The following is a 16440-nucleotide window of genomic DNA, read 5'->3' on the forward strand; positions in this document are numbered from 1 at the left end:
TTAAGACAACCCGCGATGGAGGTTGCCGTGCTTGAATCATTTTCTGAAGCAGAAAAAATTACGACAAGAATTCAAAAGCTTATTATATTTTCCTTGAGTGCAGCGTTACTTGCTTGCCTGGTTTCAGTCGCCAGCGCCCAATCTGTTTATGAACCGGCCCGTGGATCAGCGGAACGCAAAGCCATACTGGATACTATTCGTCCGCTGGTGGAAGTCCGCGTTGGCCCGCCTGTTGAATTCGTCGTCGGCTGGATGCGGTCAGGCAATGGCTGGGCGTTCGCTCGGGTCGACCCGCAACGCCCTGGAGGCGGTGCAATAGACTTGCGTTTCACTTCTTATGCCAATCAGGCGGAATTCATGGACGACCTGACCACATATGCCTTGCTGGTGTACCGCTACAACCGCTGGAATCTGGTCGATTTCGTCGTCGGTCCAACCGATGTCTTCTGGGTGGGAGATCCGCTCTATGCACAGCTGCCACCGGGACTGACACCCTACTGAACCGCGCCTCTTTCCAAGGTCTTGCGGAAGCACAGTATCAGCAAGGCCCTGCCCGAACTGGAGGATCTCGATGAGTGACACTACAGAGCCCCACTCCCCCGATGCCGGATATTGGCACCTTTGGAGTGACGCCGACGGCATCACTCACCAGACTCATTGCCGGTTCGAGCACCTTGAACTCAAAACCTTTGCACCTCCGGCCAAGGACCTGTGGGTAAAACGGCTCGCAGCAAACCCGGAAGACATCACGATCCTTGTGCTTCAACCGGGAACACTCAATTGGCACCGCAATCCGCAGCCCCAATGGATCGTTCCCTTGTCCGGAACCTGGTTCGTCGAGAGCATGGATGGCACCCGCGTCGAGATGGGTCCCGGCCAACTTTCCTTCGGAGAAGACCAGTTGGCAAAACCTGATGCGAGCGGCCGGGAGGGACACCTGTCGGGTGTCGTTGGAAACGAACCCTGCGTCCTGATGGTCATTCAAATCAGAGATGCACCGAGAGTGGGCGCAGCCTGCAAGATCGATTGAGGGAAGAACGGGTCAGCCAGGCTGCTTGTAGGCAAAGCTCGCGTTCCTTGCCTAAGCCCCTGCTCCAGTAGTTATTTCGCCGGATCCTTGTCCGGAGACAGTTCTTCCTGGAACGACAGTTCAGGCTCTTCCCTGGCATCCTCGGCGGAGGCATAGACACCGGCTTGCTGCAGTTCTTCTTCAGCCAATTCACCCAGAACTTTTTTCCCGGCAGCAACCCTTTCACGCGCCTCGGCCATGATTTTCTTGGCCAGTGCTTCGTCCCGGTCCATGAGTTGCTGAAGCGCGTCCGCCTCCAGAACCAGGAGCTGGCAATCCCGATAGGCAACCACATTCGCGGTCCGGCGGGTCTGGTTGATCAGCGCGAGTTCGCCAAAAAAATTACCTTCGCCAAGATAGATCGTGTCGTGCTGAAGCTTGATCTCCACTTCCCCATCGGAGATGAAATACATGCGATCAGCCACATCGCCCTTTTCGGCAATCGTCCCGCCCTTTTTCACGCTTTGCGCCTGTAGAAGTTTTGCCACTTCCGCGATTTCCGTCGCCTTGAGGTCTTCAAACAAAGGGACGCGCGCCACCATCGACCACGTCACCACAAAATCCCTGCTGTGGATCTCTCTTGCAAAGGCAGAGGCTATGATGCCCACCGGCAAGGCAATCAGGCCGTAGCCCATCAGCATGACGACGCTGCCAACCACCTTGCCCAGATTGCTGACCGGTACAACGTCCCCGTAACCGACAGTCGTAACCGTGGTGATGGCCCAGTAGATGCCGTGCAGAATGCTGCGGAATTTCTCCGGCTGCACACTGTGTTCGATCAGGTACATCAGCGTCGCCGCCATAAGGATCACGCCGAGAATGATCATGCTGGAGCCGATCAGCGCCTTCCGCTCGGCCACAACTGCCGAAATGAGCGAACGCAGGGCCGGCGAATACCTTGCAAGTTTCAGAAACCGCAGCAAACGCAGGATGACGACAACAGTTACCGCCTGATTGGGCAGGAACAGGACGAAGAGCAGCGGCAATGCGCCGATGAGATCAACGATGGCATCCGGATGAACGGCGTAGCGCAGGCGCGACCAGACCGGGCCATATCGGCGCAATGGCGGATGCATGTCGGCCACATAGAGGCGCAGAATATATTCGATCAGGAAGATAAAGCCGCTTCCGAGTTGCAGGAAGCGCAGATGGTGACCGAAAGTCGCCCGGATCGCAGGAACCGTTTCCAAAACCGCCAGAACGATGTTGGCGAGAATGAGAAACACAAGGACATGTCGCAGCGTACGCGCCGCCACCCTCCTTTTTCCCGTGTCTTCGAGCACTTCATAGAGCACTCGCTTGAAGTCCTGGCCGTGCACGCTGCACTCCGTTGTTCGAAACAGGCCCCTTACCCGGGCCGTATCTTCTTGAATAACCTTACAATAGTTAAATTCAAATCCAACTGCCGCTGCGTTTCACGTCCTGCGCGCGAAGCCGTGAGGTTACGTTGCCGGATCGTGATTGGGCAAAATTGTCGCAGGGCCCATCTCTAGAAGGGTAACCACCGCTCTTTGAGGAGGGAAAAATGACTTTTGAAACAGACAAAGTTCGCGCTGCGGAAACGACCCCCCATCATATCGTTCTGAAAATGTTGATTACGTCGACCTTTCTTGCAGCCGCTGCCTTGGCAATAACTGCGATCGCTCACTAAGAATTCCGCGACCCCTAATGAAAAAAGCGTGCCTCACGGGCGCGCTTTTTCATTTTGCCTCGAACACCGCTCGACCATCAGGCCGACAGGCGAACTTCCGCACTTTCCCGATTCTGCGGCGTTGCCCTGTGTTGGCTCGATTTCACATAGCGGCATGCCTGGTTCCGTCCGCGCCGTTTGGCCTTATAGAGCGCCTTGTCCGCGTGGTCGTAAAGCCGTTCGAACACTTTGCCCGACACTTTCGTGTCCGTGAGTCCGGCACTTGTTGTAAAGGCAATGTCCGCCTCATCGGGATCAATCTTGAGAATGGAAGCCCCCAGACAGACCTTTTGCGCCAGGAGATCCAGTTCCTCTCCAACGCGCCCGTTGATAAAGACTGCGAATTCCTCACCGCCGATCCGCCCCAGGATTGCGTTCTTGCCGGCAAACGACTTCAGAAATTCGGCGAACCCGACCAGTACCTTGTCGCCTCCCTGGTGACCATGGCGATCATTGATCCGCTTGAAATGATCCAGATCGAGAAGCAGCAGCGTCCCTTTCCCTTCCTCAGGATCCTTCAGCTGCGCATCTACACGCCTGATGAAGGCCCTGCGATTGTTCAACCCGGTCAGAACATCCGTATCCGCCATTGCCTGCACCTTGGCTTCTGCCCGCTCCTTTGCCAGCAACAGGCAAACGAAAACGGCAGCAACAGTGTGAAGCAAGGACAGGACGATCAGAACAAACAGCCAGCTGGAGACCGGTAGCTTGTCCGTGAACCCAATCGGCATCCAGACGGGAAACGGTAGAACGACAAGGTGCAATACAGCAAAGCTGGTAAAGACGAGAACACCCGCCTTGCGCCCCGGCAGCACTTCTCCCGCCTTGCCGCGAAAAATCTCAATGGCAGCCAACGCATAAAAAAGCGCGGCGGCCGAAAATATGTAGAGCTGGCGATTGAGCGCCATGGTTTCGATGGACTGGTCGTAAACAAATCCAACCGGAACCAGACCGAAAACAACCGCGAAGGCGAACAACCATGGCGGCCTTCTGCCGAAGAATGATCGAACTCCAAGCCACGCACATGACAGCCCGACCAGGAACAGCATGCAGCCGGCATATTCGCTCATCCACTCGGGACCGAAAGGCCGCAGGACGATCAAGACGCCGCCGACCGCAGGGGCCCAGAAAGTGAATGCCCAGAACCTGAGGTAGGTCGACCGGAAATTGGACCTGAGCGCAGCGCTGACAACAACAAGAAAGAAAACGTAGACGGTGGAAAGGCACAGCAACACGGCAGGCACTGACAATATCAGCTCCACGTGTTCACTCCTTTCAGCCTGCCCATCCAATACTGGCAGGACCATGAGCCGACTCGCGTTTCAAGACAACACTCCTTTGACGCAAACGTGACCCTTGGCAACAGTTGAATTTGACCAAGCGGAATTTCCGCGCGCGCGGCACTGCGATTGGACTGAAGAGTTCAGCATGGCCAGAGGAGTGTAGGAGGCACAAATCGCAACTATTCCTTCAATGGGCCACGGCGCAGCCACAGTTCCCACTCAGGCTTGAGACGTTTTCACACTGGAAAATCTGTCTAGCTCAGCGATGAAACGACTGCTTCTTTTCTTTCTGGCAATGACGCTGGTTCTTTACCTCGTCAACGCTTCCTGGCTCGCCCCGTCAATGCATGACGGTGAGATGAAGGTCATCTCCCACAGGGGTGTTCATCAGACATACGATCGCAAGGGTCTCGATCGCGACACCTGCACAGCGACGCGAATCCATCCTCCCGAACATGCATTTCTGGAAAACACCCTTCCCTCGATGGCAGCTGCCTTTTCGGCAGGCGCCGATATTGTCGAGCTCGATGTCCATCCCACCACAGACGGGAAGTTCGCCGTATTCCACGACTGGACCCTTGATTGCAGAACGAATGCAAGCGGTGTCACCCGCGACCACAGCCTCAGCGAGCTGAAATCCATCAATATCGGCTACGGATACACAGCCGATGGCGGCAAGAGCTTCCCGTTTCGAGGCAAATCGTACGGCGGCATTCCCTCCCTTGCGGAAGTCCTGGATGCATTTCCCGATGGGCAGTTTCTGATCAATTTCAAAAGCAAGGACGCAAGGGAGGCTCAACAACTTGAAAAGCTTCTAGCTGCTCATCCCGGTTGGAGACCGCGTGTCTGGGGCGTCTATGGCGGCGAAGAACCAACCCGGCAGATGGGAAAATTGGTTCCGGGTATGCGCAATTTCACGAAAGCCGACACCAAAACCTGTCTCAAGGAATACATAGCCGTAGGTTGGTCAGGCTACGTTCCGCAGCCCTGCCGGGGCCGCCAGATCCTGGTTCCATCGAACTACGCGCCCTGGCTTTGGGGATGGCCCAACAGGTTCCTGAAAAGAATGAACGACCACGACACCGAGATCGTTCTGGCGGGGCCGCCCAACGGATCAGGCGGCATTGACAGCCTTGATCAGCTTCAATCGGTTCCCGACAATTTCCCAGGCTATGTGTGGACCAACAAGATTGAAGTCATCGGTCCGAGCTTGGCAGCCAAGCCGTCCAAAAAATAAGGGCGGGATGCCTTTGCCCCGCCCTTTTCGAAAATCCAGTTTGGATTGCGATCCAGCCTTACAAGCTGGTCAGATGGGTCTGAATAGCTTCAATTGCCGTGTCCGCCTTGGAGCCGTCGGGACCACCGGCCTGAGCCATGTCAGGACGGCCGCCACCGCCCCGTCCGCCCAGAGCCTCCGATCCGATGCGAACCAGATCGACGGCGTTGACCTTTTCGGTCAGGTCCTGCGTAACCGCAGTCACAATTGCGGCCTTGCCGTCGTCGGCAACATTGATCAGCACAATCACGCCTGAGCCGAGTTGGGCCTTGGCCTCGTCGGCCATGCCTTTCAGGTCTTTCGGATTGATGCCTTCAACAGTGCGCGCCATCAGCTTGAAAGCGCCAGCGTCCTTGACGGGAGCTCCGCCATTGCCACCACCACCCATGGCGAGTTTCTTCTTGGCATCCGCCAGTTCTTTTTCGAGCTTGCGGCGTTCTTCAACGAGCTGTGCGACACGTGCCGGCACATCATCGGCGCCGATCTTGAGGATACCTGCAATCTCACGCATGCGCTTGTCTTGCGCGTCGAGGTAGGACCGTGCCTCGGCACCGGTTAGCGCCTCAATACGGCGAACCCCGGCCGCAACAGCACCTTCAGACACCAAAGTCACCAGACCGATATCACCAGTGCGCCGAACATGGGTACCACCGCACAGTTCCGCCGAATAGGGTTTGCCTTCTTTCGGGCCGTGCAATGCGGTTCCCATGGAAACCACGCGGACTTCATCACCGTACTTCTCGCCGAAGAGTGCCATGGCACCGGCTTCGATCGCATCATCAACGGCCATCAACCTGGTTTCGACCGGAGCATTCTGCAGGACGATTTCGTTGGCGTATGTTTCAACGACAGCCAGCTCGTCATCACTCATCGGCTTGGGATGGGAAAAATCGAAGCGCAGACGATCAGGCGACACCAGAGATCCCTTCTGTGCCACATGCGTTCCGAGCACTTCACGCAGAGCTTCGTGGACAAGGTGCGTCGCTGAGTGGTTGGAGCGGACGGCACTACGACGGTCATGGTCGACCTGCAGCTCAAGTGCCAGTCCCGGCACCAATTCACCTTCCTCGACCGTGACGCTGTGCACGAAGAGGCCGTCTGCCTTCTTCTGGGTGTTGGTGACCTTAATCTTCAGGTCAGTTCCCGACATGAAACCGGTATCGCCAACCTGACCACCGCTTTCACCATAGAACGGTGTTTGGTTGAGAATGACATATCCGCTTTCGCCTGCCGACAGCTTGTCGATTTCCTTGTCGTCCGAGGCAAGGGCGACAACTTCACCTTCCGCAACCTCGGTCTCATAGCCAAGGAAGTCGGTGGCACCGTGCTTTTCCTTCAAGGCAAACCAGACAGCTTCGGTCGCAGCTCCCCCGGAACCGGACCAGGCAGCACGCGCTTCTGCCTTCTGCCGCTCCATTGCCGTATCGAAACCATCAGTGTCGACAGAGATGTCCCGGGCGCGAAGGGCGTCCTGGGTCAGGTCGAGCGGGAAACCGTAAGTGTCGTAAAGCTTGAAGGCAGTCTCGCCATCCAGCTGTCCGCCCGCTGTCAGGTCTTCAGTTGCACTGTCAAGCAGACCAAGACCACGCTCGAGGGTCTTGCGGAAACGGGTTTCTTCCAGCTTCAGGGTTTCAGTGATCAGGTCTTCGGCCCGAACCAGTTCAGGATAGGCACGTCCCATCTCACGCACCAGTGCGGGAACGAGCTTGTGCATCAGCGGTTCGCTGGCGCCAAGAAGATGCGCATGCCGCATGCCGCGACGCATGATGCGGCGCAGGACATAGCCTCTGCCCTCATTGGACGGCAGAACCCCATCGGCAATCAGAAAGCTGGTGGAACGCAGATGGTCTGCAATTACGCGGTGACTGCCAAGAGCAGCTCCTTCCGCCTCTACGCCTGTCGCATGCTCGGACGCCGAAATCAGAGCCTTGAAGAGATCGATCTCGTAGTTGTTGTGCACGCCCTGCATCACGGCAGCGATGCGCTCGATGCCCATGCCGGTGTCGATGGACGGCCGCGGCAGGTTGAGACGTTCATCGGCAGTCTGCTCATACTGCATGAAGACGAGATTCCAGATCTCGATGAAACGGTCGCCGTCTTCTTCTGCAGAGCCTGGAGGGCCACCCCAGATGTGATCGCCATGATCGTAGAAGATTTCAGAACACGGACCGCAAGGACCGGTATCACCCATGGACCAGAAATTGTCCGAGGTCGGAATGCGTATGATCTTGTCTTCGCTCAGTCCGCCGATTTTCTTCCAAAGGTCGAATGCCTGATCATCCTCGGAATAGACGGTCACAAGCAACTTGTCCTTTGGAAGGCCAAATTCCTTGGTGATCAGGTTCCAGGCAAGTTCGATCGCCCGGTCCTTGAAATAGTCGCCAAAGGAAAAGTTCCCGAGCATTTCGAAGAACGTGTGGTGCCGGGCGGTATAGCCGACATTGTCCAGGTCGTTGTGCTTGCCGCCGGCGCGAACGCATTTCTGCGATGTCACCGCGCGAGAGTAGTCGCGCGTTTCCAGTCCGGTGAAGACATTCTTGAACTGGTTCATGCCCGCGTTTGCAAACATCAGCGTTGGATCGTTGCGTGGCACCAGTGGTCCGGACTCAACGACCTCGTGGTCGTTCTTGTCAAAATAGTCCAGAAACGCGGAGCGGATTTCATTTACGCCGGTCATTCGGGTCTCGCATCGGTCCGGGCCCGGAAAACGGGGCCTGTTGAAATTCTGTAAGGGCTTCGGATCGTTCAACGGATCCGTGCCGGAACAGCCTTTTAACTTTGAGCTCAGACCCTGTCCAGCGGTTGCACACCTGCACCGCCGAGGAAACCTGCAGAATTTCTGCAAGATCCGTCACGTATGCTCGCCGGCACCAAAAAGAAAAGCCTTCCCCTGCAAATCAGGGGAAGGCCTTGGAAGGCCGGACATGCGTCCGGAGCTTGTTGGAGGCGGTAAGGTTCGCGACGCTTAGTCCGCGTCCTCTGCCCCGCCTTCCGGATCGATAATTGCTTCTGCAATCAGACCGGCATTCTGACGGATCGCCAATTCGATCTCATCGGCGATTTCCGGATTGTCCTTCAGGAACTGCTTGGAGTTCTCACGCCCCTGACCGAGGCGCTGGCTGTTATAGGAGAACCAGGCACCGGATTTTTCAACAATGTTGCCCTTGACGCCAAGGTCGATCAGTTCACCGGTCTTGGAGACGCCTTCACCATAGACAATATCAAACTCAACCTGACGGAAAGGAGGCGCGAGCTTGTTCTTGACCACCTTGACGCGGGTCTGGTTGCCAACCACTTCGTCCTTGTCCTTGATCGCACCGATACGGCGGATATCGAGGCGAACGGATGCGTAGAACTTCAACGCGTTACCACCTGTCGTGGTTTCAGGAGAGCCGAACATCACACCGATCTTCATGCGGATCTGGTTGATGAAGATCACCATGCAGTTCGACTTGGAAATGGAGGCCGTCAGTTTGCGCAGCGCCTGACTCATCAGACGAGCCTGCATTCCCGGCAGGCTGTCGCCCATCTCGCCTTCAAGTTCGGCTTTCGGCGTCAGAGCGGCGACCGAGTCGATAACGAGCACGTCGATCGCCCCGGACCGGACCAGCGTATCAGCGATCTCGAGCGCCTGTTCACCGGCGTCTGGCTGGGAAATCAGCAAGTTGTCGATATCGACACCCAGCTTGCGTGCATAAATCGGATCGAGGGCGTGCTCAGCATCGACAAAGGCGCAGATGCCCCCACTCTTTTGCGCTTCGGCAACAGTATGAAGTGCGAGCGTGGTCTTACCCGAAGATTCAGGACCGTAGATTTCAACGATCCGGCCTTTTGGCAGGCCGCCAATTCCAAGCGCAATATCCAGACCGAGCGATCCGGTGGAAACGGCTTGCACCTCAACGGCCTGGCCTTGTCCCATCTTCATGATGGAGCCTTTACCGAAGGCGCGTTCAATCTGGCTGAGCGCCGCGTCCAGCGCTTTTGTCTTATCCATCTGGCTGCTTTCTACGAGTCGAAGTGTACTTTGTGACATGCTCACGCTCCTTATTCCACGACGGACGCGTTGTTTCAATGAAAGCGTTTGTACACATTTTGTTCTCATTTGACAAGTCGGCAAAACCGATTGGTATTAAAATGAAAATGCGCTTTTGTTTCCAATATGTTCCGCTTGGGGCGCGACAAGTTGCCGCTACGTCAGCGAAAAAGGAGAACAACTCGTGATTCTACGTACAGACAGAATCATTCAGCTTTCAGCCACACCGGTTGCCGCGAGCTTCACGATCTGCTAGCCCGCCTCTTCACAATTCTTCAGTGCCGGTTTCCGGCCTGACTACGGGAAAGTATTTGAAAAGTGTCTGCCTCTGTCGAAAGCCGCGTTATTTCCATTGGAGCGCTTCACTTCGATACGATTGCGCATGCGTCCTTGCCGATTCGTCCCGAGACGTCCACACCTGCCCGTCACAGTTCCAAACCCGGCGGTGTCGCAACCAACATTGCCCGCGCGCTCGTCAAGCTGGGAATAGAGACCGGCCTGGTTGGCGCTCTTGGTGAGGATGGCCCGGCCCATACTCTGCTCTCTCAGTTGACGGCTGAAGGGATCAAGCTGTCGCATCAGGTCAGGAAGGGTTTTTCAACCGGACAGTACCTGGCATTGCACGATCCCGACGGCGAATTGGCCGCAGCCTGCGTCGACGACAAAATTCTTTCCGAAGCACCTCCTGGCCTGTTCGACAGGATTATTGCGGAATTGAAGTCCAGCCTGCCTCACGGAACGATCTGGTTTCTGGATGCAAATCTGCCCGAGGCCATGCTTCATCGGATCATTGAAACGATCGGCAAAGGCAGGCTTATTGCTAATGCTGTTTCAAACGCCAAGGCCCCCCGACTGAAAGCCGTGCTGGGCAAGCTGGATTGTCTCATGCTCAACCGAGGTGAAGCCATAGCGCTAACGGGACTGGCAGAGGAATCGACCGCCGAAAGGCTCGTCGACGCCTTGCACAACATGGGTTTGAAGAACCTGGTGCTAACGAGCGGAAGCAGTGATGTGCTTCTTTTGGAGAGTGGTTCCCTCACCCGTTTTTCCCCGCCTCCTGTTGACGTTGTCGATGTAACGGGAGCCGGAGATGCGTTGACCGCCGGTACGATTGCCGCACTCGCAAATGGAAAAGCCCTGAAAGAAGCAGTCCCTTACGGATTGTCCGCTGCGGCCATGACGCTGCAGAACACCGGTGCCCTGGCACAAGGTTTGTCCTGGGATGCCATCGAAAATTTTTGACCTAATGGACAAATATGCACCTTGGCGCGTCCGTCCCGGACACCTATAACAACGCGAAATCCAGTCCGGGCATTCAGCTACAGGACAGCCTCAAGAGAAAGGCTCACACGTGAACACATCTGCCAACACTTCCGCGATGAAGGACCTGATCGTTTACAACGACGAAGTCCGCCAGGCGCTCGCTGAAGGCAAACCCGTCGTTGCGCTTGAATCCACCATCATCACGCATGGCATGCCTTTTCCACGCAATGTCGAAACCGCTCGGCAGGTTGAGGCCGACATTCGTGCCGAAGGTGCTGTTCCTGCAACGATTGCGCTGATGGACGGCAAGATCATGGTGGGCCTTTCAGATGCCGACCTTGACCGGCTTGCCCGGGCGGAAGATGTGATGAAGTGCTCCCGCGCAGACCTGACCTTCGCTCTTGCAACCGGAAGCTATGGCGCAACCACGGTTGCGGCCACCATGATGGCTGCAGACCTTGCCGGAATTCAGGTGTTCGCGACGGGCGGTATCGGCGGCGTTCACAAGGGCGCAGAAGAAACGTTCGATGTTTCTGCCGATCTCGACGAACTCGGCCGTACGCCGGTTTGCGTTGTTTCGGCTGGTGCGAAGGCACTTCTCGACATTCCGAAGACACTGGAAGTTCTCGAGACGAAAGGCGTACCGGTTATCGCCTTCGGAACACAGGAACTGCCTGCATTCTGGTCCCGTGAAAGTGGCCTGGCGGCTCCCTACTCTCTGAATTCGGCAGAGGAAATTGGATCTCTTTTGAAGATGCGGCGGAATTTCCCCGGTCACGGCGGCGTTCTGATCGCCAATCCGGTTCCGGAAGCCGATCAGATCCCACGTGACGAAATGACCGGCTATATCGACGCAGCCATTCGCAAAGCGGACGCCGAAGGCATCAAGGGCAAGGAAGTCACTCCGTTCGTCCTGGGAGCTATTCTTGATCTGACCGAAGGACGTAGCCTCAACACGAACATTGCTCTTGTGCGCAACAATGCACGACTGGCCGCCAGGATCGCTGCCGAGCTCGTCTGATCAATTCTGACAAACACAAGCCGGACAGGTTTGCTCCGGCTTGTGTCTTCCGATCCATCTATTACGTAACGCTCGACAGCTCTGCATCCGGACTTCTCCATTCGGCATCTCGCCCCGAAAGACCTCGGCGCCCAGCTTTCCGCACCACCGCTGTCAACTCCTTCCGGCGATACATATCTGTCGCAATCTGCGCTTATGGCTTGTACAGCGGCAGCACACGCTCCAACTCTCGTTTCAGGCGTTGTCGCGAAGGTGCGCTAACCCATTGACATCGCGGCGTACGCCTGCCCTAACTGACGAAACAATGCAAGCAAGTCCAGGCAGCGGTTCTCAAGTCGATTGCTGCCAGAAATTCAGGAGGAAGTCAGATATGACAGACGCGGCAGCACCTGAAACGCAGGAAAACGCATCGAAACCGGCGGGCGGCTTCTCACCGCTTCAATATCTTGATCGCGCCCTGACGACGCTCCGCGACATCGGCATTACACCGGAAACGGAAACCGATGCCCCAATCAACGCTCTGCTGGAGCAGATTTCGGATCTGTCTCCCGACAAGGTTCTGATCATCACGCGCACACTTGGACAGGCTTCGAATTTCAACGAGGTTGTCCGTTCCCAGGTCCAGCAGATGGACATTGGCCAGCGGTATGAGGAAATAACCGACGCGTTCAACTCCATTCGCGACGATGCCAAGACGCTGGTTGACCAGCTGGCCGACGGGAAGATTTCCTTCACCGAAAACCTTGCCAACAAGTGGCGCGACATGCGCCGTGGCACGATTTCCGACCGTTTCAAGGACATTCGGGACACCTACAAGGACGTTGCCCGTGCCACCAAGGATCAGATCGAGCGCGAACAGACCATATTGGAGGCATACCGGGACTTCCGCGGCGCCCTGAAACAGGCTGAAGTAACAGCTCTCGAAATCCTGAATATCGCGACGGAAAAACTGTCCGGAGCCAAGAAGGCACTCGAAACCGCTTCAAACGAGGTGGAAACCTATTCCGGTGACGACCCTGCCCAGAAAGCTCGCCTTGAGCTCGCGCGCGATGAAAAGCTGCGGGCGATGCAGGACGAGGAGAAACGCTATCAGATTGCCAAGGATCTCTCCGACAACCTGACTGTCGGTTACAACACTTCTGAAGTCATCATGGCGCGTCTGGTTCAGACTACAAACGCCAAGGAAAGGGTTTACGCCCAGTCCGTCAGCTTCTTTTCCACCAACGAGTCCGTTCTGACAGCCTTGAACGCGTCCTTCACCGGTTTGCAGGGCTTGCACGAGTCCACCGAAACGCTGAACGCCATGAAGGAAGGCATCAACAAGAGCCTGGAAACGCTGGCTGAAATTGGCGATGCCGTCCAGAAAGAAGCTCTCAAGGCTGGCTACGGCCCGACTGTCGCCGCAGCATCAGTTAAAAAGCTTGTTGATTCTGTCGTGAATTTCCAGGTCCAGTCCCGTGAGATCATCACCGAAATGCGGGATATGTCGACCAAGAATTCCGAAGAGATACGCAACGCCGTGGAAGACGGAAAGCGCCGGCTCGCAAAGTTGACTGCACAAGGCCAGGGGCTTTAATCGGCTAAGGACTATCGGGCCGGCTGAATGACCCGGCCCGTCCAATTCAAGAAGACGGCATAGATGGCAAGCAAATCCGACGCCCCCCTGGACGACCTCATGATGGCCATGGACGTGGTCGACACGCTGCGGCACGAAGAAGGCCAGGTTGCACGGGAACTGAAGGCAGACGAGCGCGACGCCGCGATGGTCAAGCGTCTGCGTGAGGTCTATGCCGCCCAGGGCATCGAGGTGCCAGACCACATTCTGAAAGCGGGCGTTGAGGATCTCAAACGCGACCGGTTTGTCTATTCCCCGCCGTCTGCCGGTTTCCAGCGCACGCTGGCGATGGTCTACATTTCGCGCAGCACATGGTCGAAATGGCTCGCAGGAGCGGTAGCCGTATTGGTGATCGCCGTAGCGGCCTGGTATTTTCTGGTCTCTCTCCCCAGGCAACAGGCGGAAGAACAGCTGCTCGCCCGCTTGCAGGCCTTGCCGGCAACCTACACCGAGCTGGTGGACCGGATCGGCGACCTGACCGAAATTGAGGATATCGAGGTGAAGGCGCAAAGCCTTGCCGATGATGGCAATCTTGCCCTCAAAGACAGCAACAATGATGCCGCCTTCAAGGCAGAAGCAGACCTGCGTGAACTTGCTTCAGGACTTCAGGAAGTCTTCGAGGTGAAGATCATCTCCCGCGAGGGCGTGCCAACAGGGATCACCAGAATTCCCGAAGCCAACGCTGATACCGAGAATTATTATATTGTTGTCGAGGCGATCGACCCGGATGGAAACGTTTTGAGGCGCAGCATCGTATCTGAGGAGAACAGCACCGCCGAAGTCGTCGACAAGTGGGGCCAGCGTGTGAGCGAAAACATCTACAACGCGGTTCGCCGGGACAAGATGGAAGATGGCATCGTGCAGAAAGGCACTCTCGGGCAAAAGCGCCGGGGAGAATTGGATATCAAGTGGCGCAGCGGTGTTCAGGATGGAGCAATCACGAAATGGTAGGAATGATGCACCCGTCCTTTCCATCGGAGGCTAGCGCATGCTGACAGGCCGCCAGACCCTTGGAACCATCGAGCAGTCGCTCGCGGACCTGCGCCGCGAGGAAGCGGACCTGGGCAAACGCATAGAACGCGCGACCCGGTCCCTGACCGACCTGCAGGAACGGCAGAGCGAAGCCTATCGCGATCTTGCGCGGTTTCGGCTTGATACCGACGCTGCCGGCACATTGAACACCCGTCTGGACAGCGCGGCCAGGGAGGCACGGCGTCTGCTGGACAAGCGCAGCGACGACTACAAGGTTCTGACCGACCAGCTTCGGGAATGCGAAAGCGAGCGAAATCAGCTGCAGAAAAAGCGCCTGGATCTGGATACGGCCCGCGACGCCGCTGAAAACCAGATGGATGAACTGATGGAAGCCGTGGACGGCCGGTTGGAAAATGACAGCTCCTACCTTGCTCAGCGTGAGGCGGCCGAAACAGCTCTGGCAACGGCTGAGGCTGCTGCCAGCAAGGCCCGGACCTCAGAAGAGGACAGGCAACAAAAGGGGAAGGCCTACGAAGCAGATCCCCTGTTCCTGTACCTCTGGCAACGCGGTTTCGGAACACCGGACTATGGTTTCCGCGGTCTCGTCCGCTCACTCGACACCTGGGTTGCCCGTCTGATCAGGTTTCAGGACGCACGGGCGAACTATGCCATGCTCACCGGAATACCGGAGCGGATGGCAAAACATGCAGAGCGATGTGAAGAACTGGCCCGGCAAGAGCAGGCAAAACTCGCCGAATTCAGCCGCAATGCCATGACGGATGCCGCTGGCACCGACCTTGTCGGCACGATCGAAACCTTGAGCGAGGAAATCGATCAGATTGATGCCAAGCTGGACGGTCTGGATCGGCGAATAGAGACATTGTCCGGTGCCCTGACCGAGTTCTCCAGCGGTGAGGATGCGGATTTTCAAAAGGCCGAGGAACACCTGTCCGTATCGCTGCAGGCGGACGACCTGAATGATCTTTGGCGGGCAGCACTGGACACCCCCTCGCCCGAAGATGAAAAGATCATTCAAAGGATCGAGGATTTCAGAGACCGGGTTGAACAGGTCGCCAGGGAGATCCGGCAGGATCGCGAACTCCAGCGCGACATCAGTCGACGCCGCGCAGAACTTGCCGATGTCATCAAGCGTTTCCGCTCGAAAGGCTATGGCAGCTGGGACTCGACCTTTTCCGACGACAAGCTCACCACGGTGCTGCTCGGCGAGCTGATCAAGGGGGCGATCACGGGGGCGGACTATTGGGCTCGCGCGGAAAGAGCCCACAAGCGACGCAAGCCGCGTGGCCGCAAGGTCGCCTTTCCCAATGGTACCGGCCTGCCCAAGTCGATGGGCGGCTTTGGCGGTTTCGGAGGGTCCGGTCGCGGCAAGGATGGCTTTGGCGGCGGCGGGTTCAAGAGCGGTGGCAGTTTCGGTGGCGGCGGCTTCAAAACAGGCGATCAGTTTTAAGGTCTGCCTGGCTCTGTACTGCCTGCCAATGTGACGCCACAAGGCTTCGTTAGGACATGATGTGTCAGTATTCTGGCACTTGTGCGGCTTAAGGCATGGCGGTCACGAGCAGTTTTGTTGTACTACACAGGAACCTGTTTTAGACCGATTCATAATATGACCATTTCAAACTCGGGACTTCCGATGCGACGTATCGTTTTGACCAGCTTATGCGCTCTTACACTTGCTGCCTGTCAGTCCGGCTCGCAGACGACTTCGCTGCCCAACCAGCCGCAACTGAATGTCCCGGCGGGCGCACAGAGCGTCAACATCGCGGCGGACCCGATGACGGTGCGTGCCGCATTGGTCTCAAGCGCACAGGAACGTGGAACGGTGATCTTGCAGGACCAGCCCAACATGGTTGTTCTGGAACGCCCGATGAGCGGCGAAAACCCCGCGCTTGACGCAGAATTCGGCCCTTCCGACAACGGTCAAAGGGTCATTCGCATACGCGTCCGTTTCACCGGCACGCCTTGTCAGACCCTGGCCGTTCAGGACCTCGCCGTCATCAACAATGTGCGTACGGCGCTGGAGCAGAGCTTCGTGCTTCCAGGCAACCCGAACACGATGCAAAGCCTGCAGGGTCTGAAATCCCGGGCTGAGCAGAACAGCTCCTGCCCAGCGGTCGCCTCCTAAGGCCTGCCCGCGCACAACCTAGACGCCAAACGGCCGATCTGCGACAATCCTTCGTTTCGCCAATTGATTGCGCGC

General features: G+C 56.8%; 14 protein-coding genes. 10 read left to right on the top strand and 4 right to left on the bottom strand.

Translation table 11 applies throughout. The features are described 5' to 3' along the window. The first annotated feature begins 27 nt into the window (after window positions 1–27). Together ABLO27_RS15520 and ABLO27_RS15525 are read left to right on the top strand one after the other, a co-directional pair. The gene (locus ABLO27_RS15520) at window positions 28–501 is read left to right on the top strand and encodes a hypothetical protein (RefSeq protein ID WP_353033845.1); all 474 of its coding nucleotides are present in this window, start codon (window positions 28–30) and stop codon (window positions 499–501) included. Between the two features lie 70 nt (window positions 502–571). Then, the gene (locus ABLO27_RS15525) at window positions 572–1030 is read left to right on the top strand and encodes a cupin domain-containing protein (protein ID WP_353033846.1); all 459 of its coding nucleotides are present in this window, start codon (window positions 572–574) and stop codon (window positions 1028–1030) included. A 71-nt stretch (window positions 1031–1101) separates the two neighbouring features. On the opposite strand, the gene ABLO27_RS15530 is transcribed toward ABLO27_RS15525, so the two are convergent. Next, a complete protein-coding gene (locus ABLO27_RS15530) occupies window positions 1102–2388 on the bottom strand; it encodes a cyclic nucleotide-gated ion channel (RefSeq protein ID WP_353033847.1) in 1287 nt (428 codons plus the stop codon). Between the two features lie 206 nt (window positions 2389–2594). Here ABLO27_RS15530 and ABLO27_RS15535 point away from each other — a divergent pair, with 206 nt between their 5' ends. Beyond that, entirely contained in the window at window positions 2595–2720 is a 126-nt protein-coding gene (locus ABLO27_RS15535; RefSeq protein WP_353033848.1) for a hypothetical protein, read from the top strand. Window positions 2721–2797: 77 nt separating this feature from the next. Here the strand turns inward: ABLO27_RS15535 and ABLO27_RS15540 are convergent, their stop codons facing one another. Continuing rightward, entirely contained in the window at window positions 2798–4021 is a 1224-nt protein-coding gene (locus ABLO27_RS15540; RefSeq protein ID WP_353033849.1) for a GGDEF domain-containing protein, read from the bottom strand. A gap of 286 nt (window positions 4022–4307) precedes the next feature. Between ABLO27_RS15540 and ABLO27_RS15545 the strand changes: the two genes are divergently transcribed. Further along, window positions 4308–5279 (top strand): glycerophosphodiester phosphodiesterase family protein, encoded by a 972-nt coding sequence (locus ABLO27_RS15545; RefSeq protein WP_353033850.1) that lies wholly within the window; start codon window positions 4308–4310, stop codon window positions 5277–5279. A 58-nt stretch (window positions 5280–5337) separates the two neighbouring features. Here ABLO27_RS15545 and alaS read toward each other — a convergent pair whose 3' ends face one another. Together alaS and recA are read right to left on the bottom strand one after the other, a co-directional pair. Further along, on the bottom strand, window positions 5338–7995 hold the full coding sequence (gene alaS / locus ABLO27_RS15550; RefSeq protein WP_353033851.1) for an alanine--tRNA ligase: 2658 nt from the start codon (window positions 7993–7995) through the stop codon (window positions 5338–5340). A gap of 288 nt (window positions 7996–8283) precedes the next feature. Beyond that, entirely contained in the window at window positions 8284–9351 is a 1068-nt protein-coding gene (recA, locus tag ABLO27_RS15555) for a recombinase RecA (protein WP_353033852.1), read from the bottom strand. A gap of 318 nt (window positions 9352–9669) precedes the next feature. Here recA and ABLO27_RS15560 point away from each other — a divergent pair, with 318 nt between their 5' ends. The 6 genes from ABLO27_RS15560 to ABLO27_RS15585 all read left to right on the top strand — a co-directional run bounded on the left by ABLO27_RS15560 (window position 9670) and on the right by ABLO27_RS15585 (window position 16365). Further along, complete coding sequence (locus ABLO27_RS15560) at window positions 9670–10593, top strand: carbohydrate kinase family protein (protein ID WP_353033853.1); 924 nt, start codon at window positions 9670–9672, stop codon at window positions 10591–10593. Window positions 10594–10729: 136 nt separating this feature from the next. Beyond that, on the top strand, window positions 10730–11635 hold the full coding sequence (locus tag ABLO27_RS15565) for a pseudouridine-5'-phosphate glycosidase (protein WP_353035044.1): 906 nt from the start codon (window positions 10730–10732) through the stop codon (window positions 11633–11635). Between the two features lie 370 nt (window positions 11636–12005). Next, window positions 12006–13211, top strand: coding sequence for a cell surface protein (locus tag ABLO27_RS15570; RefSeq protein WP_353033854.1), 1206 nt, complete (start codon window positions 12006–12008; stop codon window positions 13209–13211). 63 nt (window positions 13212–13274) lie between these two features. Then, window positions 13275–14201, top strand: a complete 927-nt coding sequence (locus ABLO27_RS15575; RefSeq protein WP_353033855.1) for a DUF6384 family protein — start codon at window positions 13275–13277, stop codon at window positions 14199–14201. Between the two features lie 37 nt (window positions 14202–14238). Next, the gene (locus ABLO27_RS15580; protein WP_353033856.1) at window positions 14239–15690 is read left to right on the top strand and encodes a hypothetical protein; all 1452 of its coding nucleotides are present in this window, start codon (window positions 14239–14241) and stop codon (window positions 15688–15690) included. A 183-nt stretch (window positions 15691–15873) separates the two neighbouring features. Then, window positions 15874–16365, top strand: coding sequence for a hypothetical protein (locus tag ABLO27_RS15585; RefSeq protein WP_353033857.1), 492 nt, complete (start codon window positions 15874–15876; stop codon window positions 16363–16365). Window positions 16366–16440: the final 75 nt, after the last annotated feature.

This window comes from Roseibium sp. SCP15 (assembly GCF_040329435.1).
Classification (GTDB): domain Bacteria; phylum Pseudomonadota; class Alphaproteobacteria; order Rhizobiales; family Stappiaceae; genus Roseibium.

Bases quoted from the DNA above. Each gene is read 5' to 3' on its own strand.
- ABLO27_RS15525 (WP_353033846.1), top strand. From the start codon at position 572: ATGAGTGACACTACAGAGCCCCACTCCCCCGATGCCGGATATTGGCAC.
- ABLO27_RS15535 (WP_353033848.1), top strand. From the start codon at position 2,595: ATGACTTTTGAAACAGACAAAGTTCGCGCTGCGGAAACGACCCCCCAT.
- ABLO27_RS15545 (WP_353033850.1), top strand. From the start codon at position 4,308: ATGAAACGACTGCTTCTTTTCTTTCTGGCAATGACGCTGGTTCTTTAC.
- alaS (WP_353033851.1), bottom strand. From the start codon at position 7,995: ATGACCGGCGTAAATGAAATCCGCTCCGCGTTTCTGGACTATTTTGAC.
- recA (WP_353033852.1), bottom strand. From the start codon at position 9,351: ATGTCACAAAGTACACTTCGACTCGTAGAAAGCAGCCAGATGGATAAG.
- ABLO27_RS15565 (WP_353035044.1), top strand. From the start codon at position 10,730: ATGAAGGACCTGATCGTTTACAACGACGAAGTCCGCCAGGCGCTCGCT.
- ABLO27_RS15570 (WP_353033854.1), top strand. From the start codon at position 12,006: ATGACAGACGCGGCAGCACCTGAAACGCAGGAAAACGCATCGAAACCG.
- ABLO27_RS15575 (WP_353033855.1), top strand. From the start codon at position 13,275: ATGGCAAGCAAATCCGACGCCCCCCTGGACGACCTCATGATGGCCATG.
- ABLO27_RS15580 (WP_353033856.1), top strand. From the start codon at position 14,239: ATGCTGACAGGCCGCCAGACCCTTGGAACCATCGAGCAGTCGCTCGCG.
- ABLO27_RS15585 (WP_353033857.1), top strand. From the start codon at position 15,874: ATGCGACGTATCGTTTTGACCAGCTTATGCGCTCTTACACTTGCTGCC.